Source organism: Halomonas qinghailakensis, from assembly GCF_025820815.1.
GTDB lineage: Bacteria > Pseudomonadota > Gammaproteobacteria > Pseudomonadales > Halomonadaceae > Vreelandella > Vreelandella qaidamensis.
The window spans coordinates 79,577-104,097 of sequence record NZ_CP096973.1 but is presented as its reverse complement, the minus strand read 5'-3'; the positions used below and the strand labels follow the sequence as shown (position 1 = coordinate 104,097).

At 49.7% G+C, this 24,521-nt stretch carries 18 protein-coding genes; 14 read left to right on the top strand and 4 right to left on the bottom strand.

The genetic code is table 11. The annotated features are described in order from the left end of the window. The first annotated feature begins 14 nt into the window (after positions 1 to 14). The 7 genes from mrdA to lipB all read left to right on the top strand — a co-directional run bounded on the left by mrdA (position 15) and on the right by lipB (position 7,484). Positions 15 to 1,922: a penicillin-binding protein 2 gene (mrdA, locus tag M0220_RS00505; RefSeq protein WP_030069240.1), complete on the top strand. Its 1,908-nt coding sequence runs from the start codon at positions 15 to 17 to the stop codon at positions 1,920 to 1,922. Then, on the top strand, positions 1,922 to 3,085 hold the full coding sequence (gene rodA, locus M0220_RS00500; protein WP_264018370.1) for a rod shape-determining protein RodA: 1,164 nt from the start codon (positions 1,922 to 1,924) through the stop codon (positions 3,083 to 3,085). The genes mrdA and rodA overlap by 1 nt, the downstream gene beginning before the upstream one ends. Before the next feature lie 47 nt (positions 3,086 to 3,132). Continuing rightward, a complete protein-coding gene (mltB, locus tag M0220_RS00495) occupies positions 3,133 to 4,146 on the top strand; it encodes a lytic murein transglycosylase B (RefSeq protein WP_030069246.1) in 1,014 nt (337 codons plus the stop codon). Positions 4,147 to 4,148: 2 nt separating this feature from the next. Continuing rightward, entirely contained in the window at positions 4,149 to 5,135 is a 987-nt protein-coding gene (locus M0220_RS00490; protein ID WP_030069248.1) for a septal ring lytic transglycosylase RlpA family protein, read from the top strand. Positions 5,136 to 5,205: 70 nt separating this feature from the next. Next, positions 5,206 to 6,405 carry a D-alanyl-D-alanine carboxypeptidase family protein gene (locus M0220_RS00485; protein WP_030069250.1) on the top strand — a complete coding sequence of 400 codons (1,200 nt, stop codon included), beginning with the start codon at positions 5,206 to 5,208 and terminating at the stop codon, positions 6,403 to 6,405. A gap of 117 nt (positions 6,406 to 6,522) precedes the next feature. Further along, positions 6,523 to 6,834: an HP0495 family protein gene (locus tag M0220_RS00480; protein ID WP_030069251.1), complete on the top strand. Its 312-nt coding sequence runs from the start codon at positions 6,523 to 6,525 to the stop codon at positions 6,832 to 6,834. Positions 6,835 to 6,836: 2 nt separating this feature from the next. Next, a complete protein-coding gene (lipB, locus tag M0220_RS00475; RefSeq protein ID WP_030069252.1) occupies positions 6,837 to 7,484 on the top strand; it encodes a lipoyl(octanoyl) transferase LipB in 648 nt (215 codons plus the stop codon). A gap of 86 nt (positions 7,485 to 7,570) precedes the next feature. On the opposite strand, the gene lipA is transcribed toward lipB, so the two are convergent. Then, positions 7,571 to 8,626 carry a lipoyl synthase gene (gene lipA / locus M0220_RS00470; RefSeq protein ID WP_030069254.1) on the bottom strand — a complete coding sequence of 352 codons (1,056 nt, stop codon included), beginning with the start codon at positions 8,624 to 8,626 and terminating at the stop codon, positions 7,571 to 7,573. Positions 8,627 to 8,879: 253 nt separating this feature from the next. Beyond that, positions 8,880 to 9,866, bottom strand: a complete 987-nt coding sequence (locus tag M0220_RS00465) for a LysR family transcriptional regulator (RefSeq protein WP_030069257.1) — start codon at positions 9,864 to 9,866, stop codon at positions 8,880 to 8,882. A gap of 227 nt (positions 9,867 to 10,093) precedes the next feature. Here M0220_RS00465 and M0220_RS00460 point away from each other — a divergent pair, with 227 nt between their 5' ends. The 6 genes from M0220_RS00460 (at position 10,094) to M0220_RS00435 (ending at position 17,922) form a co-directional block, all read left to right on the top strand. Continuing rightward, positions 10,094 to 12,682 carry a DUF3141 domain-containing protein gene (locus M0220_RS00460; protein ID WP_264018368.1) on the top strand — a complete coding sequence of 863 codons (2,589 nt, stop codon included), beginning with the start codon at positions 10,094 to 10,096 and terminating at the stop codon, positions 12,680 to 12,682. Between the two features lie 305 nt (positions 12,683 to 12,987). After that, on the top strand, positions 12,988 to 15,615 hold the full coding sequence (gene topA, locus M0220_RS00455; protein WP_264018367.1) for a type I DNA topoisomerase: 2,628 nt from the start codon (positions 12,988 to 12,990) through the stop codon (positions 15,613 to 15,615). Then, positions 15,612 to 16,073, top strand: a complete 462-nt coding sequence (locus M0220_RS00450) for a DUF6586 family protein (RefSeq protein WP_030069265.1) — start codon at positions 15,612 to 15,614, stop codon at positions 16,071 to 16,073. The genes topA and M0220_RS00450 overlap by 4 nt, the downstream gene beginning before the upstream one ends. A gap of 53 nt (positions 16,074 to 16,126) precedes the next feature. Next, on the top strand, positions 16,127 to 16,591 hold the full coding sequence (locus tag M0220_RS00445; RefSeq protein WP_030069267.1) for a hypothetical protein: 465 nt from the start codon (positions 16,127 to 16,129) through the stop codon (positions 16,589 to 16,591). Between the two features lie 210 nt (positions 16,592 to 16,801). Beyond that, positions 16,802 to 17,434 (top strand): L,D-transpeptidase family protein, encoded by a 633-nt coding sequence (locus M0220_RS00440; protein WP_030069269.1) that lies wholly within the window; start codon positions 16,802 to 16,804, stop codon positions 17,432 to 17,434. Between the two features lie 224 nt (positions 17,435 to 17,658). Then, complete coding sequence (locus tag M0220_RS00435; RefSeq protein WP_030069272.1) at positions 17,659 to 17,922, top strand: Lpp/OprI family alanine-zipper lipoprotein; 264 nt, start codon at positions 17,659 to 17,661, stop codon at positions 17,920 to 17,922. A 95-nt stretch (positions 17,923 to 18,017) separates the two neighbouring features. Here the strand turns inward: M0220_RS00435 and M0220_RS00430 are convergent, their stop codons facing one another. Both M0220_RS00430 and mfd read right to left on the bottom strand, forming a co-directional pair. Beyond that, complete coding sequence (locus M0220_RS00430) at positions 18,018 to 19,142, bottom strand: L,D-transpeptidase family protein (protein WP_264018366.1); 1,125 nt, start codon at positions 19,140 to 19,142, stop codon at positions 18,018 to 18,020. A 119-nt stretch (positions 19,143 to 19,261) separates the two neighbouring features. Beyond that, positions 19,262 to 22,711: a transcription-repair coupling factor gene (gene mfd / locus M0220_RS00425; protein ID WP_030069276.1), complete on the bottom strand. Its 3,450-nt coding sequence runs from the start codon at positions 22,709 to 22,711 to the stop codon at positions 19,262 to 19,264. A 320-nt stretch (positions 22,712 to 23,031) separates the two neighbouring features. Between mfd and M0220_RS00420 the strand changes: the two genes are divergently transcribed. After that, a complete protein-coding gene (locus tag M0220_RS00420) occupies positions 23,032 to 24,495 on the top strand; it encodes a glyceraldehyde-3-phosphate dehydrogenase (RefSeq protein ID WP_035536117.1) in 1,464 nt (487 codons plus the stop codon). Positions 24,496 to 24,521 lie beyond the last annotated feature (26 nt).

Here is a 24,521-nt window from a genome sequence, read left to right as displayed (position 1 = left end):
AGTCATCGTTACCCATGCCTAAGCGCCGTGACACGCTTAAAAACCCTGAGCAAGAATTACGTATTTTTCGTGTCAGGGCGCTGCTTGCTGTTCTAGTAGTGATTGTTTTGACGGGATTGTTGACCGGGCGGTTAGCATATTTACAGATCGTGCAGCACGATTTGTATAGCACTCGCTCTGAAAAAAACCGTGTTCGCGTTGAACCGCTACCCCCTAATCGCGGGCTGATTTACGATCGCAATGGTGTTCTTCTTGCTGAGAACCGCCCTACCTATAACCTCACATTAGTCCGCGAACGTGTCGATGACCTAGACGAAACGTTAGCTCTTTTAGTGGAGCTTCTAGACTTACCTGAAGATGACATTGACGCGTTCAATGTGCGTTCAAGGCAACGTCAGCGTCCGTTTCAGCCTGCGCTATTAATGAGCGATTTGAGTGAAGACCAGATCGCACGGCTAGCGGTGAATCGACATCGCCTGCCAGGGGTTGAAGTAGAAGCCCAGCTGCTCCGTTATTATCCCGACGCTGAAATGATGGCTCATGCACTAGGATACGTGGGGCGCATCAACGCAGAAGAGTTGCAAACTCTCGATGCTGGGCGATATGCGGGGACACACTTTATTGGTAAAACCGGCGTTGAGCGTTTTTACGAAACAGAACTGCATGGCCAAGCCGGGCTACGTAAAGTGGAAACGAATGCACGTGGGCGTGTACTTAGAGAGCTTGGACGTACTGACCCAGTGCCTGGGGAAAACCTTACGCTAACGCTTGATAAGTCAATGCAAATGTTGGCGTATGAGCTGTTGGATGGAAGGCGTGGTTCTATCGTTGCTATCGTGCCTGGCACGGGTGAAATTCTCGCGATGGTCTCGACACCTGGTTTCGATAGTAATCAATTTGTAACGGGAATTGATGTCGCTTCCTATCGAGGCCTACAGGAAAATCTCGACTTGCCGCTGTTTAATCGAGCCATTCGTGGCCATTATCCGCCAGGTTCAACTATTAAACCTTTTTTAGCGCTTGCGGGGCTGGTTGAAGGGGTTATTACCCCGGATAGTACCATTAGCGACCCAGGATTTTATCAATTACCTAATGATTCACGTCGTTATCGTAACTGGCTACGCTGGGGGCATGGGCGGGTCGATATGGAGCGCTCGATTGCTGTTTCAAACAACACGTATTACTACTCACTTGCCCATGACCTAGGTATAGATAATCTGCATGAGCAAATGTCTAATTTTGGCTTTGGCCAGCGCGTTGCACATGATGTTCAGGGTGAAAGTACTGGACTAATGCCGTCTCGTGATTGGAAGCGCGCGCGTTTCAATCAGCCCTGGTATCCCGGTGAAACACTTTCAGTAGGTATCGGCCAGGGCTACTGGCAGGTAACACCGTTACAGTTGGCGAGTGCAACTGCCACCTTGGCAAATCGTGGTCATTGGGTAAAACCGCGTCTTGCGTTAGAAATTGGTGACGAACCCGTAGCTCTCGATTTGCCGGACACGCTACCTGATATTCAGTTAGATAATGAGAATTGGTGGAGTCGTGTTTTTAGTGGCATGGAAAAAGTTATCAGTGGTAACGAAGGCACCGCACGGCGAACAGGAGTAGGGCTTGAGTATCGTATGGGCGGTAAATCAGGTACTGCCCAGGTATTTTCGCTGGGGCAAGATCAGCGGTATAACGCTGAAGAGCTTGAGGAGCGCCTGCGTGATCACGCGCTCTTTATGGCGTTTGCACCGCTTGAAGATCCACAAATTGCGGTATCAGTCATTGTTGAAAATGCCGGTGGAGGCAGTACGCATGCTGCGCACTTAGCACGTGCTATGACGGATGCATGGTTATTAAACGATGATGCGCCGGACGTTGAAGAGGTTAAGGAAGTACTGGAAGAAGATACTGCTAACGTGGAGGGCAATTAATGCGGTCATGGCCAGCGATTTCTCATCCGTTACGCCGTTACCCCGTCCGCCCTCCGGATAGCGGTATTGCTAGGCGCAAAAGCATTTGGGAACGTATCCATCTTGATCCATGGCTATTAGGTTTGCTGCTGTTGCTAATGGGGGGTGGTTTGCTAGTGCTTTATAGCGCTTCTGGGCAACGTATTGATACCGTAATTGCTCAAGCGATCCGTTTTTGCATAGCTATTGTTGTTATGGTCGTTATTGCGCAATTTTCGCCGTCTACTTTTTTGCGCTGGGCCCCCTTAGCATATGGCGTTGGGTTGGCCATGTTATTGGCGGTGGAAGTTGCTGGTGATGTGGGTATGGGGGCAAAGCGGTGGCTGGTCATCCCTGGTGTCATTCGTTTTCAGCCGTCAGAAATGATGAAGTTAGCAGTGCCGTTAATGGTTGCCGCGTATTTGAATCGGTGCCAACTGCCACCGCGTTTCAGAGATATTGTAGTATGCGCGGTCATCATTGGTTTGCCCGTGGTACTCACCGCTATCCAGCCGGACCTTGGAACATCATTGTTAGTGGCTAGCGCAGCGGTCATTGTAGTGCTTTTGGCAGGTCTTTCCTGGCGTTTAATTGGTTTGATCGGGGCCTTAATAGCGGCAGGACTTCCCGTTTTATGGATGAATATGCATAACTACCAACGGCAACGGGTCTTAACCTTTTTAGACCCGGATAGCGATCCATTGGGGTCAGGTTGGAATATTATTCAATCAACCACGGCCATAGGTAGCGGTGGCTTGTGGGGGAAGGGGTGGCTAGAGGGAACCCAGTCTCAGTTAGAGTTTCTACCCGAGCGACATACTGATTTTATTATTGCCGTTTTAGGTGAAGAATTTGGCTTAGTCGGCATGCTGGTGCTACTGGCCCTTTATGTCATGATTGTGGCACGAGGTCTTTGGCTGGCTACTTCTTCCCAAGATACCTTTGGGCGACTATTTGCTGGCAGCATTATCCTGACATTTTTTATCTATGTATTCGTTAATGTGGGCATGGTGAGCGGTATTTTACCTGTCGTTGGCGTACCACTGCCGCTTGTAAGCTATGGAGGGACATCCAGCGTGACCTTACTGGCAGGGTTCGGTATTCTCATGTCAATACATGCCCATCGGCGGTTGTTACCGCGTTAATATCAAATGGATAAGCAGCGGTGCTTTTTCACAGGAGTGGTGAGTTAATGAACTGGGCCCGAATTCAAGCAGGCGGCTGTGTGACAGCTATGCTACTGGCGTGTTCTACAAGTACCTGGGCTGATGGTGCGTCGACGTTTGATCCGCAGCAGCACGCAGGCACTCAACTGTTAGTTGACGAGTTAGCAGCGCAAGGAATACCCGCAGATTGGCTAATCGAAACCCTCAATCAAGCTAGTTTTAGCCAAACGGTGTTAGACGCGATGGAAGGCGCTGCCGAACGTCGCTTAAGGTGGCACGAGTATCGCGATATATTCTTAACACAACAACGCATTGAAGAAGGCGCTGATTTCATTAATGAGTACGAGGATGCCCTTACACAAGCTGAAGATGTGTATGGCGTTCCTCCTGAGGTTATTGCTGCCATTATTGGTGTTGAAACCTATTACGGTAAGCATAAAGGCCGCCATCGTGTACTAGACTCATTGGCCACACTGGCGTTTTATCACCCCGTTCGTGGCGGCTTTTTCCGAGGCGAGCTAGCGGCTTTTCTGAAAATTGCCTACGAACAAGGCGTCGAAGCTGATGAGCTTTATGGATCGTATGCAGGGGCAATGGGGTATCCCCAGTTTATTCCTACTAGTTATGAAGCCTATGCTGTTGATTTCGATGGCGATGGTATACGAGATTTATGGGAAAACCCGGTTGATGCAATTGGCAGTGTGGCAAATTACTTCGCTGTACATGGCTGGCAGCGTGATGGGGTCATTTATCATGAGGCCAATGGTCCTGATGTAGCCCCTGAATCGCTGCCTATTAATCAAACCAGTAAACCCGTGGTTACTGTATCTGAATCAATCGAGGCTGGCATTGAACCACAGAGTGCGCTTGATCCTGAGTTACTTGTAGTGCCTTTAAGGCTAGAGCTTGCCGATGAAAGTATCCGGTATCGTTTAGGGGAGTATAACTTTTACGTTATTACTCGCTATAACCATAGCCATCTCTATGCAATGGCGGTGGCGGAATTATCGGAAGCCATTGAGCAGCAAGTTGAGGACTAAACATGAGAACAGTGCTGTCTGAAGCTCGCAGTATCGGTGGCGTAGTGGTCATCATGGCGTTGGTTAGCGGTTGTGCCAGCCAGGAAGCCAAACAAAGTAGCGTTGACAAGAATCAACCAATTAGCGCGCCTGCCTCTACTAGTACAGGCGGAGCGAGTGGTGGCGTGCAAAACAGCGGTTCATCAACAGGTGAGCGCTATGCTATGACTGGGGATGCCTATCCGTTGGAGCCGCCGGATGTGAGCAAAGTGCCAGATGCAGAGCCTCGTATTGAACCGCTTTCACGTGCTGGAAATCGCTCCACCTATGAAGTGTGGGGAGAAACCTATCACGTATTGCCAGACGCAAAAGGCTATGCTCAACAGGGTACGGCTTCTTGGTACGGTGAAAAATTTCACGGCTATGCCACGTCAAACGGTGAAATTTATGACATGTATAAAATGTCTGCTGCACACCGTTCGTTGCCATTACCCACTTTTGCGCGCGTGACCAGCTTAGATAACGGCCGCTCTGTTATTGTTCGCATCAATGATCGTGGGCCTTTTCATAGTGATCGTGAAATTGACCTTTCCTATGCAGCGGCTGCACGGCTAGGCTTTTTAGATAATGGCACTGGCGCCGTTCGCGTTGAGGCTATTGAGCCTGAACAATGGCTGGCACAGCAAGGTAGGGGGGGCAGTAGTGGAGCAGCTAATGCAGTTTCCTCGATACCTCCTGAGGTGAATGCACAGCCTGTAAGAGAGGCTGCTGTACAGCGATCAATGGCAACCGATGATGCCATTTATCTACAAATTGCGGCGTTGGGTAGTGAAGAGGGTGCTCAGCAGTTACAGCGGCGCCTGGTCGATGAGCTGCCGCATAAAGTACGGGTGATGAGTGATACAGGTGTGCACCGTGTGCAAGTCGGGCCAGTGAGTCCTACGCAGGAACCCCAAGCACGCGAAGAACTACGTCGGGCTGGCTTTCCACAAGTATTTATCGTGAGATAGTTCACCCCATTTATTAGCTAAAATAACGTGCTTTGTTAACGTTTTTTTATTTTTTTATGAGAAGTTAGTAATGAATGTATTGATGTCTATTCGCCGTACTGCCGGGCTTTGTTTGTTTGCGGTTTTTGCCGCGGTTGTTTCTCCGGCTGTTGCTCAGGTGATCCCCCAGCCGCAGACAATTATTCCTTCAGCCCCTCAGCTTGCAGCGAGTTCCTGGATTTTGATGGACGCTAACAGCGGCCGGATTCTTGCTGAGCATAATTCTGACGAGCGTTTGCCGCCAGCAAGCCTCACCAAGCTGATGACCGCTTATTTGGTAGAGCGTGAGTTAGATCGGGGCACGATTAGCTTGACGGATATGATTAATGTCAGTGAGAAAGCTTGGCGTACCGGTGGCTCCAAGATGTTCATTGAAGTGGGAGATCGTGTCTCTGTCGATGACCTGCTGCATGGTATTATTATTGTGTCGGGCAATGATGCAAGTGTAGCAATGGCTGAGCATCTGGCTGGCGGTGAAACACCCTTTGCCGATTTAATGAACCAGCACGCGACGCGTCTGGGGATGCATAACACTAATTTCCAAAATGCGACGGGTCTTCCTGGCGATAATCATTACTCAACCGCCCGGGATATGGCGCTGTTATCACAGCATATTATTAACGACTATCCTGAGCATTACGCTATTTACTCTCAGCGCAACTTTGCTTTTGGTGGTATCGATCAACCGAACCGTAATCGGTTGTTATGGCGTGATCCTAGTGTCGATGGCTTAAAAACTGGGTGGACAACGGAAGCGGGTTATTGTTTGGTTTCTTCGGCTCAGCGTGATGGAATGCGTTTGATTTCAGTCGTGATGGGTACCAACTCGGAAGAGGCGAGGGCGCAAGAAACGCAAAAGCTCCTAAGTTACGGTTTCCGCTTCTATGAGACGATGAAGCTCTATGAGCGGGGTGCTGTACTTGCAACGCCGCGCATTTGGGGCGGCGATAGTAACGAGTTACGTGTAGGCGTGGATGAAGAAGTATTTATGACGCTACCGCGTAATCGTAATGAAGAGCTGCGTGCCCGTCTAAATTTAAATGCTGATCTTCAAGCGCCAGTGGCTGTTGGCGATGAAGTGGGTACCTTAGAAGTTTATTTAGGTGAAGAAGTGGTGGGAGAGCGTCAGTTAGTGGCTCTTGAAAATGTCGAAGAGGGCGGTTTTTTTAAGCGCCTATTTGACCAAGTGAGGCGGTTTTTCAGTGGTTTGATCAGTAACTTTACCGATTAACAGAAGCACGCTTAAGTGCAAAATTTTTCTATTTTGCACTTAAGCTATTAACCTTATAAAGCTGTATTGCACTCCTATTTTATACACACATATCTATATTCCGTGTAAAGGCGAGTTATGAAAAAAGGCGCGAAAAATGGGCTGAGAGATTTACGTCAGGCCGAAGTAACCGAGCCACCTAAAATCACATTTCCCTGTGATTATTCATTAAAAGTAGTCGGTGATGCTGCCGAAGATTTCCCAGCCTGTGTTTGCCAAGTAATCATCAAGCATGCCCCTGACTTCGATGAGGCTACTCTTCAAGTGGTCGAGAGTCGCAACGGTCGTTTCCAATCTGTACGTGTCACGATTGTAGCTACCGGTGAACCTCAGCTAAGCCAACTTTTTGATGATTTAAAAGCGACGGGTCGCGTACATATGGTGGTATAGCCATGGTTAGCCAACCAATAGAGCTGCATCGTCTTGGGCATCGCGCTTACTTACCTGTATGGAAGGCAATGCGTGAACTCACAGACATTCGGGATGAAACAACGCCTGACCAGTTCTGGTTAGTAGAACATGATCCTGTTTTTACTCAAGGCCAGGCGGGTAAGCCAGAGCACGTATTAATGCCTGGTGAAATTCCTGTAGTCAAAACGGATCGTGGCGGGCAAGTGACCTATCACGGCCCCGGCCAAGTAGTACTCTATCCCTTGCTTGATGTGCGGCGTGGCAAAATCGGTGTTCGAGAACTAGTCACTGCGTTAGAGAACTCAGTTATCGATGTGCTTGCTCTCTATGGCGTGGCTGCTTGGGCGAAGCCTGATGCACCTGGTGTTTATATTGATACGCCGCAGGGTGAGGCAAAAATCGCCTCGCTGGGGTTACGTATTCGGCGGGGCTCAAGCTATCACGGGGTGGCGCTAAATATAGACGGTGATTTATCACCCTTTGGCAGGATTAACCCGTGTGGCTATGCGGGTATGCAGGTGACGCGTTTGGCAGATGTAGTATCACTGCCAATCGATCACTGTGTAGGCGACCAGTTAGCGTCTGCATTAGCTGAACAGCTACAGCGTGAGTTGCAGCCTGTTAATTAAGCAAAAACAAGCTACCTGCACGCAGGCTAATTGACAATAGTGATTGCGTGCAGGTCATCAATTTACATTGATCTACTTACATTGGTCTATCCAACGTTGAATGCAGGAATACGATTTGCATCAGGTTCTTGGCCAGGAACTGCGGCGGGTGAGGCGAGACCGAGATTGTTTTTCTCAAAGACGCGATCGGCGCGATAACTAGAGCGCACTAACGGGCCGGAAGGCACTTCCATAAATCCTTTTTCTAGGCCAAGCACACGATAGCGATCAAACTCTTCAGGCGTGACCCAGCGCTCTACAGCCAAATGGTTTTTGGTTGGCCGTAAATATTGCCCCAGCGTCACAATATCAACGCCAATCTCTCTTAGGTCATCAAAGGTTTTAAGAATCTCTTCCTCTGTCTCGCCTAAACCAAGCATCAAGCTTGTCTTGGTGATGATATCAGGTCGATACTGTTTAGCATGTGCTAGTACATCCAGCGTTTTACGATAACCAGCGCGAGGATCGCGTACTTTGCTAGTGAGGCGCTCAACGGTCTCTACGTTCTGCGCAAATACTTCCAAACCTGAATCCACCACCCGCTCAACGGCTGCTTTGTCAGCGTCAAAGTCGGGTGTTAATGCTTCCACGACTACTTCTGGTGTGCGTGATTTAATCGCCTTAATGCAGTTGGCATAATGGGTAGCGCCACCGTCATCCAGGTCATCGCGGTCAACAGATGTCAGTACGATGTAACGGAGTCCCATTAGCTCGACGGATTTCGCTGTATTCTCGGGTTCATCTAAATCTAGCCAGCCTTTCGGGTTGCCCGTATCTACCGCGCAGAATCGGCATGCGCGCGTACAAACAGACCCCATCAACATGATAGTGGCAGTGCCATTGCTCCAGCATTCGCCCATGTTCGGGCAGTGCGACTCTGCACAGACAGTGCTGAGGCGGTGCGTCGAGACATTTTTTTTGACTGCCTCGAAACGTTCGCCCCCTGGGATCTGCGCGCGTAACCACTTGGGTTTACGTTCGAGATTGAGAGGAGATTCTGTCTGTGCTTTACGCTGTTTCATGCCGTCTTTGATGACGGACATGCCATGCTCATTACGGAATTTTTCGCCGCTAGGAACACGGGTTGTGGGGTTATTGCTCATAGGAGAGAGCCTCTTTACTGTGCGGCAGGCAATGCCCAAATGTTGTGACGCCTAACCATGCGTTACTACAGCTTGCTACGGCGTGGCGTGTAAAGCCCTTTGCGTTGACTAATGATTTGCCTTCGCGAGTACATTCCGAACCCAAAATACGCTAACTGATACATAGGTAGTAGAGTAATGTAACATACCTCTCAGTCGACAAGACACTACGCACCTGTGATCCACCTTACACCACACCTTATGATTTGCTTTGCTAAATTGCCATCATGGGCAAACAAGAGACGCCATGGCTCGGTAAAGGGCTAGAGGGAGTTTTAAAGTACTGCCGATAATCTGAAAGATGCTCTTTGGTAAAGCGTAAAAAAAGATCAGCAACCGGGGTCGGGAAATGGTCGCGACGGTAGACAGTGCACCATGAGCGCCGAATAGGAAAATTAGGCAATGGCAGCGCTGATAATAGCCCTTGCTCTAGCTCAAGCTGAACTGCTAAACGAGGCAAAACAGCAACGCCTAGGTGAGCCATAACACCTTGTTTAATTGCTTCATTCGTGCCTAATTCAATGCGGTGGGGAAGGCCAACCTCTTGATCAGCAGCCAGTTGTTCAAAGGCGTTACGTACCCCAGATCCTGGTTCCCGCATTAACACATAATGACGTGCAAAGTCGGTTAAGGTGGGTGTCTCCATGTGAAGTAATGGATGGTCTGGCCAGACTAACGCGATCAGTTCATTTTCAAGAATGGGCATCACCACTAGGCCATCATCCTCTGGCACCATCGCCATAATCACAACATCATCTTTTTGCTCTGTTAAACGCTCTAAAGCCTGGCTCCGGTTGCATACTTTAAGACGGATACGCACATCGGGATAGCGCGCCCTAAAGCGCGCTAGTAAATAAGGCACCACATATTGAGCCGATGACACCGCGGCAATATTGAGTTCGCCACGAATGTTTCCATTAATATCTGAAAGATTCATCTGCAGTCGAGAAAGTTGACCAAAAATTTCTCGTGCAGAGATAGCCAAGGTGTCCGCCGCAGGTAGCACATAAAGAGTTTTACCGGCATATTTAAACAGTGGATGACCAAGAGCAAGTTCTAATTGGCGGATTTGCGCGCTGACTGCAGGCTGAGTAAGCCCTAACTGCTCTGCAGCGCGTGAATAGGAGCGCTGGCGGTGAACTGCCTGAAACACCTGTAATTGTCGGAAGGTTAAACGATTGAGCAGTGTAAGGGATGACATAACAACCTCTAGGTATACACCCTCCTAAGACAGAAAGTGCTTCAAAACAAAATCTCAGTATCATGCTGGAAATGCTATCACCAATGATGTGCAAGCGTCTTTATGGCAACAATCATGAAATTGCAAAGGTAAGCATCGACGTTAAGCGGCGAGTGGCCTAAACTATATTGCATTGCAGCATCATCGCTTCGGGACAGATGCTTCGCATCAACCCAATGGGAGAATTTATGAACTTTCTCGCTCATCCTATGTTGCCTGGCAGCGCGCTGAAAAGCCTGTGGCCAGGAACGTCTGATCAAATGGCTTCACTACCGGGCGGCGAGGCCCTTGCTAGCATGGTAGATCCGTTCGGATTCGGACGGGCTGCAGCGAGCTACTGGCGCGATAGTATCGAACGTAGCGTCCTTTATTGGGATGTTATGCGCGAGCGCGGAAATCAATACCTTGAGCATATGGAGCAAACCAAGCCGAACGTGCTGGGGTTTGATACCGAAGTGCTCATTGATGGTCGTACGCTTCCGCATCCAACTAACTATGAACTGTTGAGAGTTCTTCCCCCCAGTCATATCCAGGTTAATCCTGAAAAACGGCCGTTTGTTGTTGTCGATCCTAGGGCTGGCCATGGTCCAGGTATCGGAGGGTTTAAGCCTGATAGCGAGCTTGGGGTTGCTTTGAAGGCTGGCCATCCTTGTTACTTTATTGGCTTTCTGCCTTTCCCAGAGCCAGGTCAAACCGTTGAGGATGTGGTAGAAGCGGAAATCGCGTTTTTACGCCATGTCATTGCTTTACACCCTGAAACCGCTGAAAAGCCAATGGTAGTCGGTAATTGTCAGGCGGGCTGGCAAATAATGATGGCTGCAGCGCTAGAGCCGGATGTGTTTGGCCCCATTCTTATTGCCGGTGCTCCGCTTTCTTACTGGGCGGGGGAGCACGGCAAAGCGCCGATGCGCTATACCGGCGGGATGACGGGTGGTAGCTGGATTACCGCGTTAACCAGTGATATTGGTAATGGCCTTTTTGACGGTGCGTGGTTGGTACAAAACTTCGAGCGTCTTAATCCGGCTAATACCTACTGGAAAAAGCAGTACCATCTTTATGACAATATTGACACCGAATCGAAACGCTATCTGGAATTTGAGCGTTGGTGGGGTGGTCACGTTGTCTTAGGTGGAGAAGAAATTCAGTATATCGTTGACAATCTGTTTGTTGGTAATCGACTCTCAACAGCCCAGTTAGTCACTCGCGATGGGCGTCGTGTTGATCTGCGCAACGTACGCTCGCCTGTTGTTGTCTTCTGCTCTCGTGGCGACGATATTACACCGCCGCCTCAGGCGTTAGGTTGGATTCGTGACTTATACGAAGGCGAAGAAGACATTATTGCCAACGAGCAAACGATCGTTTACTGCCTGCACGATACAACGGGTCACTTGGGAATTTTTGTTTCCGGCAGTGTGTCACGCAAAGAGCATACTGAGTTTACGGCTAACATAGATTATATCGATGTTATGCCACCAGGGCTGTACGAAACGACGGTCTCGCATGTCAGCGATCATGATGACGCGGAGTTACTTGAACGCGACTATTTACTTGAGTTCACGTCACGTAACTTTGAGGAGTTAGATCAGGATGTAATGCATAGTCCTGAAGATGATCGTCGATTTGCGACTGTTGCGCGTATTTCTGAGATCAACCTTGGTTTTTATCGGTTATATGTTCAGCCTTGGGTGCAGGCCACAATGACGCCAGAGGCGGCGCGCTGGATTCGCCGTATGCATCCTATTCGCTTAGGTTACAAACTTCTTTCTGATCGGAACCCGCTGACAGTGCCACTACCGGTCATGGCAGAAACAGTTCGTCGCAATCGCCAGCAAGTGAGCCAAGATAACGTCTTTAAAGCGTTTGAAACCATGTGCTCTGATCAAATTGTGGCGCATCTCAATGCTGTGCGGGATTTGCGCGATAGCACAACAGAAAGATTGTTTATGGACATTTATGGCCAGCCTCTCTTGCAAGCCGCAGTAGGTTTATATGGTGATGCGCATGTCCATCGCCGCCGTCCCGGTGCTGAGCCAGAACATCAGCGTTTTGTTGAAAACCGCAAAAATGAGCTGCGCAATAAAATTGCTCAGGGTGGCGCTCACGAAGCGGTCATGCGCTCGGTAATCTATGTGTTGGGTGGAGCACCGGCGACAGACGAACGTAACTTCAAACGGTTACGTGCTTCCCGTGCCGAGCTAGAGCCTAGCTCAACCTTGAGTGAGTTTAAGCGTTTGGTGCGCGATCAGTTCTTTATTCTGAAATTAGATCGTGAGCGTGCGCTATCGTCATTGCCCGAACTGCTAGAAGGGCAAAGCAACAGCGATATTGACGGCCATATCGAGCATCTTAAGCATGTATTTGCCGCTAGCGGCGAGTTGTCTGAGCATGCTGCGCAACGTTTTGATCAGGTGAAGCAGTTGTTCGACCAAGCGCGTCCACCAAAGGCGGCTCCGCTAAAAGCAGTCGAGAGCAAACCAGTGGTCGAAGCCGAAAAGGTAGACGCGAAAGCCCCTGAAGTGGCGACTCATGCTGCGGCAAGCTCTTCAGCTAACAGCACTTTAGTAGACGATGCTTCTACAGAAGATGCGTCTAGTGAAAGCTCTTCCGGTAAATCTTCTGAAACAAACCTTTCTGGCGAAAATTCGACAGCTACTAGTAAAGTAGAGGTTGAAGCACCCAAAGAGATTGAAGCACCCAAAGAGGTTGAGGCACCTAAAGAAGTAAGCAAATCTAAGCCAAATGTGGCAACGCGTCGGAAACCACCGCGCAAGCGTTAAGCGCTGTATTATGCTCATCTACGCCTCTGTTTTCATACAGGGGCGTTTTTTTACATGCATATTTTGGGTTGCTGTCTGCGTACTGGCAGTCTAGTGTCTAGCTACTTCATTATGAAAAATAGTGCAGATAAGCACCTCGTGGCTGGGCGTCAGTTTGTTACCTACGCGTCGGTTGTTACTGGCGCTTGTTGCAGGCCTGGGGTAGGGTAGGCGCATTTTTCTCATGGCCGTCAAGTGGTAACGACAGGCGGCAACGTATTCAGAGCATGGGCGATAGCGCCTGGGCAACAGGAAAGTGGAGTACTATGGGCAAGTCACTGGTCATCGTCGAGTCGCCTGCGAAAGCGAAGACGATCAATAAGTATCTCGGCAACGATTTCATCGTAAAGTCGAGCGTGGGTCACATCCGTGACCTGCCGACCAGCGGCTCAGGTAAGACAGCCTCCGATCCGAAGGAGCGCGCTCGCCAGGCTGCGGCAACACGTAAGATGTCGGCGGAAGAGAAAGCAGAGTACAAAAAGCGTAAAGCCCATGATCAGCTAATTAGGCGGATGGGGATTGATCCGGATAATGGCTGGGAAGCACGCTACGAAGTGCTCCCAGGTAAAGAAAAGGTTGTCGCGGAATTAAAGAAGCTGGCTGAAAAAGCGGATGCTGTTTATCTCGCGACGGATTTGGATCGCGAAGGGGAGGCAATTGCTTGGCATTTACGCGAGACGATTGGTGGTGATGACAGTCGCTATAAGCGCGTTGTATTTAATGAAATAACCAAAAATGCCATTCAGGATGCGTTTAAGTCGCCAGGGGCGTTAAATATTCCCCGCGTGGAAGCGCAACAAGCGCGCCGCTTTTTGGACCGCGTGGTTGGTTTTATGCTTTCTCCTTTGCTGTGGGCCAAAATTGCCAGAGGCTTATCAGCAGGTCGTGTTCAATCTGTTGCCGTTCGTTTAATCGTTGAGCGTGAACGAGAAATTCGTGCGTTTATTCCTGAAGAGTTTTGGGATGTCCACGCCGATCTTGCGTCCCCGGATGGGGAGTTAGTCAGGTTTGCGCTGGTGCGTCAGGATGGTAAGCCCTTCCGTCCTACCTCCGAAAAAGACACGCTTACACGCATTGAGCAACTGCGTAAAGCCAAGCTTGCGATTACCTCCCGTGAAGACAAACCGACGAGCTCCAAGCCTACCGCGCCGTTTATTACCTCAACGTTGCAGCAGGCTGCTAGCGGCCGATTAGGGTTCTCGGTTAAGAAAACCATGACCATGGCCCAGCGCCTCTACGAAGCTGGCTACATTACCTACATGCGTACCGACTCCACTAATCTTTCAAAGGATGCGGTTGAGAGTGTTCGCTCATTTATTGATGAAGAGTACGGTGCACGCTATTTACCTGAGTCTGCTAACCGTTACAGCAGTAAAGAAAGCGCCCAAGAAGCCCATGAAGCGATTCGCCCTTCTAGCGTTGAACGGAAAGCGACTGATCTCTCAGGTATGGAGCGCGATGCTGAGCGCCTGTATGAGTTAATTTGGCGTCAATTTGTCGCTTGTCAGATGACGCCAGCGCAGTATCTTTCCAGTACGTTGAGCGTTGAGGTTGACGGTTACGATTTGCGTGCCAAAGGGCGAGTGCTCAAGTTTGATGGTTACACGCGGGTGATGAAGCCATCAGGTAAAAATGAAGATCAAAGCCTGCCTGATTTGCCGAAAGGCACGGCAATGTCGCTTGAAAAGCTTGACCCGCAGCAGCACTTTACAAAGCCTGCCCCGCGCTATACAGAAGCCAGCTTAGTAAAAGAGCTCGAAAAGCAGGGTATTGGCCGTCCTTCTACTTATGCTTCTATTATTTCCACGATTCAGGATCGTGGCTACGTAAAATTAGAGAGTCGCCGTTTTTATGCTGAAAAACTGGGTGATATTGTCACCGAACGGTTGAAAGAGTCTTTCCCGGATTTGATGGATTACTCGTTTACGGCTCGAATGGAAGATAGTCTGGATGAAGTTGCGGAAGGTGAGCGCAACTGGCAAGCCCTGTTGGATGCTTTCTATAGTGAATTTAGCCAAGAGCTCAGCAAGGCGGAAAGTGATGAGGGGATGCGGCCTAATCAGCCGGTCCCTACGGATATTGACTGTCCAAGCTGTGGCCGAAAAATGCAAATTCGTACGGCCTCTACCGGTGTCTTTTTAGGTTGCAGTGGTTATAACCTGCCGCCTAAAGAGCGCTGCAAAACCACCATTGATTTAATCCCTGGTGAAGAGGCCGTTGCAGAAGATGCGGGTGAAGAAGCAGAAACCAACGCGCTTCGTGCCAAGCGTCGTTGTCAGAAGTGCGGTACGGCCATGGATAACTATCTGATTGATGAAGGTCGCAAGCTGCATATTTGCGGCAATAGCCCTGATTGTGATGGTTATGAGGTAGAAACAGGTAAGTTTAAAATCAAAGGCTATGATGGCCCCATTATCGAATGCGATAAATGTGGTTCCGAGATGCAGCTTAAATCGGGTCGATTTGGTAAATACTTCGGCTGCACCAACAGTGACTGCAAGAACACACGTAAATTACTGCGTAGCGGCGATGTGGCACCACCCAAGATGGATCCGATACCAATGCCGGAACTAGCTTGCCAAAAAGTGGAAGATCATTATGTGTTGCGTGATGGTGCCAGCGGTTTATTCCTAGCGGCCAGCAAGTTTCCTAAAAATCGTGAAACTCGACCGCCGCTGGTGAAAGAGCTGCAAGCTCACGCCGATGAGCTACCAGAAAAGTACCACTTTATCCTAAAGGCACCCAGCGAAGACCCGGATGGCAGGCCTGCACAAATTCGTTATTCACGCAAAAATAAAGAGCAGTTCGTGATGACCGATGAAGAGGGTAAGGCAACCGGCTGGAAAGCGACCTTTGAGGCAGGTAAATGGCATGTGGAGGATAAGCGTAAGTGAGCCCACGTTCGCGAACCAATCAACTGCTCTACCAAGTTGAGCTTTTAGTGGGGCTGCCGTCGGGTGACGACGAACATGCTCAGGCTCGGCAAATAGCGATTGAAGAGAGCGCCCTGGCGCTCTTTGAGCTGGCGTTAAATTCGTTGCTTAAAGAAGTCACTGAGCATGCGCGCCTCAATGAGCATGGCTGGAAAGCGCTGCTTGATGAGCGAGGCCCAGCTGTTGCTGAGCTACAGCGCTTGCGCGATACAATGCGTCAGCCAGATAGCTGGTTGAATTGGTTGATAGGCCAAGTCGAGAAGCTACATAGTGATAACGGAGCAGGTCAGCGCACCGTACAAAATCCTTCTATGATTGCCGTCGGTAGCCAGACAACGCTTGCTAACCAGCTGTTAGCTAACCTTACCGCTGCTAAGCATGATATTGCCGCCTTACGTGAAACTAGCCAAGAGTGGTAACCATAGCGACAAATACAGTGCTTAGAGCGCGCAAATCGCAAAAGGAGATATAAATGCGCTATAACCAAGTCAAAGACTTAGTTGAGTGGGCCGCAAGCTATCATGGCGATATGGCGCGTCAATATCGCGCTGCTGCGGACTCAAGTGACCATCAACGTCTTGCCATGGCATTAACGTATTTAGCCGATAGTGAGTTGCGAATGAAAACTGGACTCGAAGCGCTGTTTAATGATGGCTCTGACCATCGTGAAGTGCTGGAGATATGGTTTGATGATCCTAGCGACTTTCCCCAGCCTCCTGAGCTTGAGGCGCTCGCTGAACAAACAGTGGCAGATTCTATCGATGAACTGACTCACATAGCGATTAAGTCGCATCAAAAGCTACAGCATCTTTATGAGCATCGTGCGTCACGTGCCAAGATAGAGCCAGAAGCAGCCTTCTTTAATGCCTTGGCAGAAGGGCATAACGCCGAAGCGCGTAAGCTCGTGACGAGCATGCAAGAATTCGAGGATATCTAGCCAGTAATTTGAGGGATAACTAGGTTAGTTTTACAAGATAAGAGTGGCAAGATAGCCTGAGAACGATTAACAGCGGCGCGGTTGTCAACCTTGTCGTATGGGCAGGTTATTTGGCTTATTAAGGCACTGACATTTGGTGCTGGAATAAGGTATAACGACTGCTACAAACGCTTTGTTGGCTGTTGATGCTGGCCTATATAGAGATTGACAATGATGCCCGTAAACCGTCGCCGTTTTTTAGCATTGGCGCTGGGCTGGCCCGCTGTGGCTAGCGCAGCGACTTCTAGCACTGTAAATGATTACGAACCCACAGATCTAGTGGAGACGCTGCTTTCGCGCGCCAATATTCCGCGTCACAGCAATGAGCTTTGGGTGTTAATTGATGATAAAGAAGCTACGCTGAGTATCTATCGCGGTAATACGGTGGTTGAACATTATTCACCCATATCGCTTGGGCGTGGTGGCGCAAAAACGCAGCGAGTCCGTGGTGATAATGTGACTCCACTTGGCGAGTTTCGAATAAACCGATTTAATTACGAAAGTCAGTGGCATATTTTTATAGGTATCGATTATCCTACGCCACCGCATGCACGCATGGCGCTCGAAAAAGGCATTTATTCTCAAGCAGATTATGATGCTTATTTTGATCACTATCGGCGTCACGGTGCTCCGCCGCAAAATACGGCATTAGGTGGCGCTATTGGTATACATGGTATTGGGGGTGGTGATCCAGATATTCATGGTCAATATCACTGGACCCAAGGCTGTGTTGCTGTCACCAATGAGCAGATTGAACAAGTTGCTTCGCTGGTAGGTGTTGGCACTCGCGTAGTGATCCGCTAGGCTGATGTGGTTAAAGGAAGTTCTAGGTTTTTAAATACGTGGCTATAGACAACCGCTGTGGTCTATTATAAAACAGCGTTTGACTTGCGTGTCTTGGACTTATGCCAAGCCACAAGTCGCTGTAAAGAACCTGCACCGCAGGTAGACAAAACTGGGCTAACACTTTAGCCTTAGGTTTGTCATACCCTTAATGTTGTACCCAAGGAAGACTCAAGGAGAACACTATGACTCTGAAGACTGCTCTGAAGATGACTGCCGCTGCCGCTTCTCTGGCAATCCTGGCTGGCTGTGCTTCTACCAGCGCTCTGGAAGAAGTTCGCATGACTGCTGAATCTGCACAGGCTGATGCCGCAGAAGCACGCAGCATGGCTTCACAAGCGATGAACACTGCAAACCAAGCTCAGCGCGATGCGCAAGCTGCGCTGCAGATGTCTGAGCAAAACCGTGAAGAAATGAACCGCATGTTCCAGCGCTCCATGCAGAAGTAATTCTGTTTGGGCCCTAAGCGTTAAACCTTAGGGTTGCTGTAGATGTAAAAAACCCCGCCTCGGCGGGGTTTTTTGCTCTTTGGATTTTTCTTCGATTAAGCTTCTTCCTCAGTTCGATTCGTTGTCGTAAGTTCAATTTCTTCTAATAAGCCATCAAGTTCTAACGTTTCTTCAGCAGGAGCCTGTTCTGGCGCTTGGGGGCCATAAAGCGCTACAAAGCGGCCATTTGGATTTTCCACTGCTAGCTTAACCTGAGCGTAATCCACTTCTGCTTGGTCTTCAGCGAGCTCGCTCACCCGCTCGATGGCATTAAGCAATGGCTCGAAATCGCCAACGTTTTCTTCAAGCTGAGGGTAAGACTGTACAAACAGTGTGCCGTCTGCTGCCCAGCCTGCTTTAAACGGTGCATCCATCAAGTTGACCTGAGTGCCACTAGGTAGGCGCTCATAGAGCGATTCGATATCTTCAGGGTACATACGAATACAGCCGCGGCTTACCCGCATGCCCACGCCTTCAGGGCGGTTAGTGCCATGAATCAGGTAACTAGGCATCGCCAGCAATATAGCGTGACGACCCAATGGGTTATTGGGGCCAGGGGGCACAATAGAGGGCGCTGGCTCGCCACGTGCTGCTGCTTCACGACGCATAGATGCTGGTGGTGCCCAGGCAGGATCTTTCACCTTTACTGTGGTGCGGGTGATACCAACAGGGGTGGCAAATTCTTCGCGGCCAACGCTGACAGGATAGGTTTCAACAATGCCTGGATTATCGGCTGGGTAATAGTAAAGTCGCAGTTCGGAAAGGTTGACGACTACGCCTTCACGAGGGGCGGGCGGCAAAATATAGCGTGCTGGTATAACAACTTCTGTTCCTTTTCCAGGCACCCACAAGCTGACGTCTGGATTCGCCATGCGGATTTCTTCATAGCCGATATTATGGCGCCGTGCGATGTCAATTAGTGTTTCTTCAGGGTTTTCTACGACGACGGTATAGTTTTCTCCAATAATGTCACCCGTCTCAGGTAGACGAAAATGGCCGCGTGGTAGCTCCCTTTGTTCTGCAAGCTGGTCAGCGGTGGCTAATGCTTCTTCGGTAAGAGCTGCTGCCCCTTCCGTTGTGGTATTAGGCGGCTGTGCATAAATAGAGCTAGAAAGGCTTGCCGTCAGCAAGACTGCTAGACTAGTTGGGGCCCAAACGTTATATAACCTGCGAATATTCATGGTGGTTCCTAATCAATTTATGCGCTAATCACTGCGCAGTTGCATTGCTATTAGCGATATGTCATTAGCGATAGTAGGCGGGCCGGGGATGGAGCCATTGTATAAGTTTGCCCCAAGGTTCACGCCGCCGCTACTTTTTGGTTGAGCGTTGTTAGCAGCGCTTCGACCTTTTCAAAACGCTGTTCGATAGTTTCCATTGGAAATTCAAATCGTAACGTGTCTGAGCCATCCAAACGGTAATGTTGAGGCGATTTCTGGATAAGTGTCACTAGCGTTAATGGGTCGACCTGAGTGGCGCTATTGAAAAGGACGCGGCCACGATTTTCACCGGCTTCAATGCGCGCAACGCCCAGTTGTTCAGCACGGTGGCGCAGCCTAGTTTGACGTATCAGGTTTTTTAAAGGTTGAGGAAGGAGACCAAAACGATCAATAAGCTCCACTTGTAGTTCTTTGAGTTCCGCATCGCTCTGAGTGTTGGCGATGCGCTTATACATCACTAGGCGCTGTTGTACGTCATGAATATAGTCGTCTGGAATCAACGCTGGCAGATTGAGGCTAATCTCGACGCCGGTGTTGAAGGGGGCGTCAATGTTAGGCGTTTTGCCCGCACGTATTGCCTTCACCGCGCGATCCAGCATTTCCATATAAAGCGTGTAGCCGATGGTTTCCATTTGGCCGCTCTGCTCGTCGCCTAGCAGCTCGCCAGCGCCGCGAATTTCCATGTCGTGACTTGCCAGGGTAAAACCAGCGCCCAGATCATCAGAAGCGCTAATCGCTTCAAGACGTTTAACGGCATCTCGTGTCATTGCTTTGGGGGGCGGTGTTAGTAGGTAAGCGTATGCTTGATGGTGGCTGCGGCCAACGCGTCCACGTAGCTGGTGTAGCTGGGCCAGACCGAACTTATCGGCGCGCTCAATCAGAATTGTGTTGGCGCTGGGTACGTCAATGCCGGTTTCTATAATAGTCGAGCATACAAGTACATTGAAGCGACGATGATAGAAGTCTGACATGACTCGCTCAAGGCTGCGTTCTGGTAACTGGCCGTGAGCGACGGCTACTCGCGCTTCTGGCACCAGTTCGCGAATTTGTTCGGCGGCGTTTTCAATCGTTTTGACTTCATTATGCAAAAAATAGACTTGTCCGCCGCGTAGTATTTCACGCAGTAGGGCCTCTTTAATGATGCTACTGTCTCGCTGTTGCACAAACGTCTTGACCGATAAGCGCCGTGCTGGCGGGGTGGCAATAATCGAAAGGTCTCGGATACCGCTCATGGCCATGTTAAGGGTGCGCGGAATCGGTGTCGCCGTTAGCGTCAAAATATCGATTTCGGCGCGTAGCGTTTTGAGTTTCTCTTTCTGCGCGACCCCAAAACGGTGTTCTTCATCGATAATTAAGAGCCCCATTTTGGGAAGCTCAACGCTTTTAGACAGCAGCTTATGGGTGCCAATTACAATGTCAGTCTGCCCATTCTTGATGCTTTCCAGGGTTTGCGTCGTTTCTTTGCCACTGGTGAAGCGTGAGATAAGGCTAATGTTCACGGCGGTGTCAGCAAAACGGTCTCGGAAGTTTTCAAAATGCTGGCGAGCTAACAGGGTAGTGGGCACAAGCACTACCACTTGGCGACCGGTCTGGACGGCCAGAAATGCAGCGCGCATCGCGACTTCGGTCTTGCCAAAACCTACATCGCCACAAACAACGCGATCCATTGGTTGAGCAGAGACCATGTCGCTAATAACTGCTTCGATAGCGGCATGTTGGTCGGGGGTTTCTTCAAATGGGAAGCTGGCAGAGAAGCGGACATACTCCTCTCCAGGTGTATCATAAATAAACCCTTCCTGAGCCTCTCGCCGAGCGTAGATATCTAACAGCTCGGCGGCAGTGTCTCGGATTTTCTCAGCTGCTTTGCGGCGTGCTTTTTCCCATTGGTCAGAGCCTAGTCGGTGTAGCGGGGCGAGCTCGTCATCAGCGCCGCTATAGCGAGAAATAAGATGCAGGCTATCGACAGGTACATAAAGCTTGGCACCGTCGGCATATGAAAGGGCTAAGAATTCATTAGCCTGACCACCAGCTTCAAGGGTTTCCAGCCCCAAATAGCGGCCTACGCCATGTGCTTGGTGCACAACTGGGGCACCTTCTCTCAGCTCGGAAAGGTGCCGCACGGCCAATTCATTGTCGTCGGTGGCTTTTTCTCGTCGCCGGCTCTGGCGCACTACATCGCCAAATAGCTCAGTCTCGCTAATCACTGCGACATCAGGCTCGGTAAGCCACAAGCCACTACCTACCAAGCTTTCAGTTATAGCAATTCGATCAGTGCTGCTTAAAAAGTCTTGGAAGCTGTTGATATGAGGCAGCGTTAATTTAAGCGGCGCTAGTATTTCTTCTAACGCTTCTCTGCGCCCCCTTGATTCGGCAACAAACAGAACCCGCGTAGCGTGCTGTGTATTTAAAAAGGCGGCTAGTTCATTCAGCGGTTGCTTGGCGCGAGCGTTAATTGCAAGTGAGGGTAGTGCCTGGGCTTTCGGCGCCAGGGCATGACGCTGTGTATCGTCTTCGGTGAGTTCGATTCGTGGGCGTGCTTTAATCGCCGAAAAAACGTCATTCACGGGAATGAACGCGCGAAGAGGCGGTAAAAGAGGACGTGTTGGATCAACACCTAAATTTTCGTAGCGTGATTCAATCGAGCGCCAGTGCTGTTCAGCTGCTTCGAACACGCCGGGTAATAGTGCCACACGGGTGTCATCGGTGACGTGCTCAAATAAAGAAGCAGTTTCGTCGAAGAACAGCGGTAAATATTGCTCCAGACCTGGCGAGGGAATCGCTTTCAGCGCATCGTTATAGAGTGGGCACTGGCGCGGATCAACATCAAAAAGCGTTTCAAACTGTTCTCGAAAACAGGCAATAGCGCTGCGGCTTAATGAGTACTCATGCGCTGGTAGTAGCTCAATCACACCGACTTTGTTGGTGGATCGCTGATTACCGGGGTCAAAATGGCGTAGCGTATCGATTTCGTCATCAAACAAATCAATACGAATTGGCTCATCCATGCCCATGGCGAAAAGGTCAATGATGGCACCACGCATGGCGTATTCACCAGGCTCGTAGACCGTTTCTACAGCACGATAGCCTGCTCGGGAGAGCGACTCGCGAAATGCTTCCCGTTTTAGCTTTGCGCCTTCTTTCAACGTCATAACGCGCCCAGCTATATATGACACGGGGGGAAGCCGCTGCATTAATGTATTAATTGGCACCAGAACAATGCCGCGTACCCCATCCTGCAATAATCGTAGGGTGCGTAGGCGTGACGATATAATATCCTGATGCGGGGAGAAGCTGTCATAAGGCAGCGTTTCCCAGTCTGGGAAGGGCAAAACGGGCACATTACTGTAGAACGCCAGATCCTGTTCCAATCGTTGCGCGCTGGCAGTGTTGGGCGTAATGACCAATAATGGTGCGCTTAAGGCGACCTGGGCCAGTGCCAGGGCAGTTGCACTGCCCGGCGGCGCTGTTAGGTAAAGCGTGTCGCGTGTCCCTTTTGGCTGGGGCGGTTCGAGCAGAGAAAAAGAAGGCATAGTCACGGTATCGTTTTTGCGCTGAAACGGAAACTGGATCATACACGATCAGTACTTTCAGGCAGAGGCCTATGCAAAGCAAACACAGGTTACGGAAGCCTGCAAGGTACAGACGTGCAGGAGTCATGAGGTACACAAGCTACCTACTGTTTCGTGTCGTGTGTCGATACAGTGTGTCGATACATTGTTGCAGCTTGTAGTCAATTCGTTTTTTCTGTAATACCCCTACATGGTGTGCGACTATCCATTCATTGCGACATGTAGGTAAGCCCAGGATAATGTTCTAAGAAATTTCTTTTCACTACCCAATGAGGCCGCACGTGAGTCAGCAAGCTCTCGAAAACGTTTTTCAGGAATGGCAAAGCAACGAAGCTCTGGCTGAGCAAATGATACCGTTGGTGGGTCAGTTGTATCGTCAGAACAATGTTGTCGCCACTATGTTTGGTCGTTCCTTGATTAAGCGGTCAGTCATTCGCATCCTCAAAGATCACCGTTTTGTGCGCAAAATTGAAGGGACCGAGTTATCTGTCGAAGATACGTTCCCCATTGTGAAAGCAATGAGTGAGATGAATCTTGGTCCTGCCCATGTTGACGTTGGCAAGTTAGCAGTTAATTTTAAGCGCCAAGGCGGTGGTGACCTTAGTGCTTTCCTGCGTAAAGAGCTTGCTGAGATTATTGATGGTTTTCAGCCGAACGGTAGCAAAGGCGAGCCTCAAGACGTCGTTCTTTACGGTTTTGGGCGTATTGGCCGCTTGCTTGCACGCGTGATGGTTGAAAAGGCGGGTGGTGGTAACTTGCTGCGTTTGCGGGCGATTGTTGTACGTGGCCGTGGTGATGTTGCTAAAGATCTTGAAAAGCGTGCCAGCTTGCTGCGCAGAGACTCGGTGCATGGTCCCTTTGATGGCACCATTTCAGTCGATGTTGAAGCGCGCACGTTGATCGTTAATGGTAACGTGATTCAGGTTATTTACGCCGACTCTCCCAGTGAGATTGATTACACCGCTTACGGCATCAATAACGCTGTTATCGTTGACAACACTGGTATTTGGCGTGATGAGGCGGGTCTGGGTCAGCACCTGGAATGCAAGGGCGCTAAGAAAGCATTGTTAACAGCGCCGGGCAAAGGCGATATTAAAAATATCGTATTTGGCATTAACCACGAAACAATTGGTGATAATGACCAAATTGTGTCGGCAGCCTCCTGTACCACCAACGCCATTGTGCCAGTGCTGAAAGCACTGAATGATGAGTATGGTGTGGTGACCGGCCACGTAGAGACAGTGCACGCCTATACTAACGATCAAAACCTTATCGATAATTACCACAAGGGTGATCGTCGTGGTCGTAGTGCAGCACTTAATATGGTACTGACCGAAACAGGTGCAGCAAAAGCCGTTGCAAAAGCGCTTCCCGAGCTTGAGGGTAAGCTAACGGGCAATGCCATTCGTGTGCCAACACCCAATGTATCTATGGCTATTTTGAATCTGACCTTGGAAAAGGGCACCGATGCTGCAGCGCTGAATGACTACCTGCGTCGCATGTCGATTGACTCTTCTTATCAGAAGCAAATTGACTTTGTAGATTCCGCTGAAGTTGTATCGTCTGATTTTGTTGGTAACCGCCATGCGGGTATCGTTGACGCTAAAGCTACTATTGCAAACGGTAATCATGCTGTTGTGTATGTGTGGTATGACAATGAATTTGGCTATAGCTGCCAGGTTATTCGTATCCTTCAGCATATGTCGAACGTAAAGTTTCTGAAGCTGCCCCATCAAACCGTTTGATCACTAACTGCATGTAAGCAGCTGCT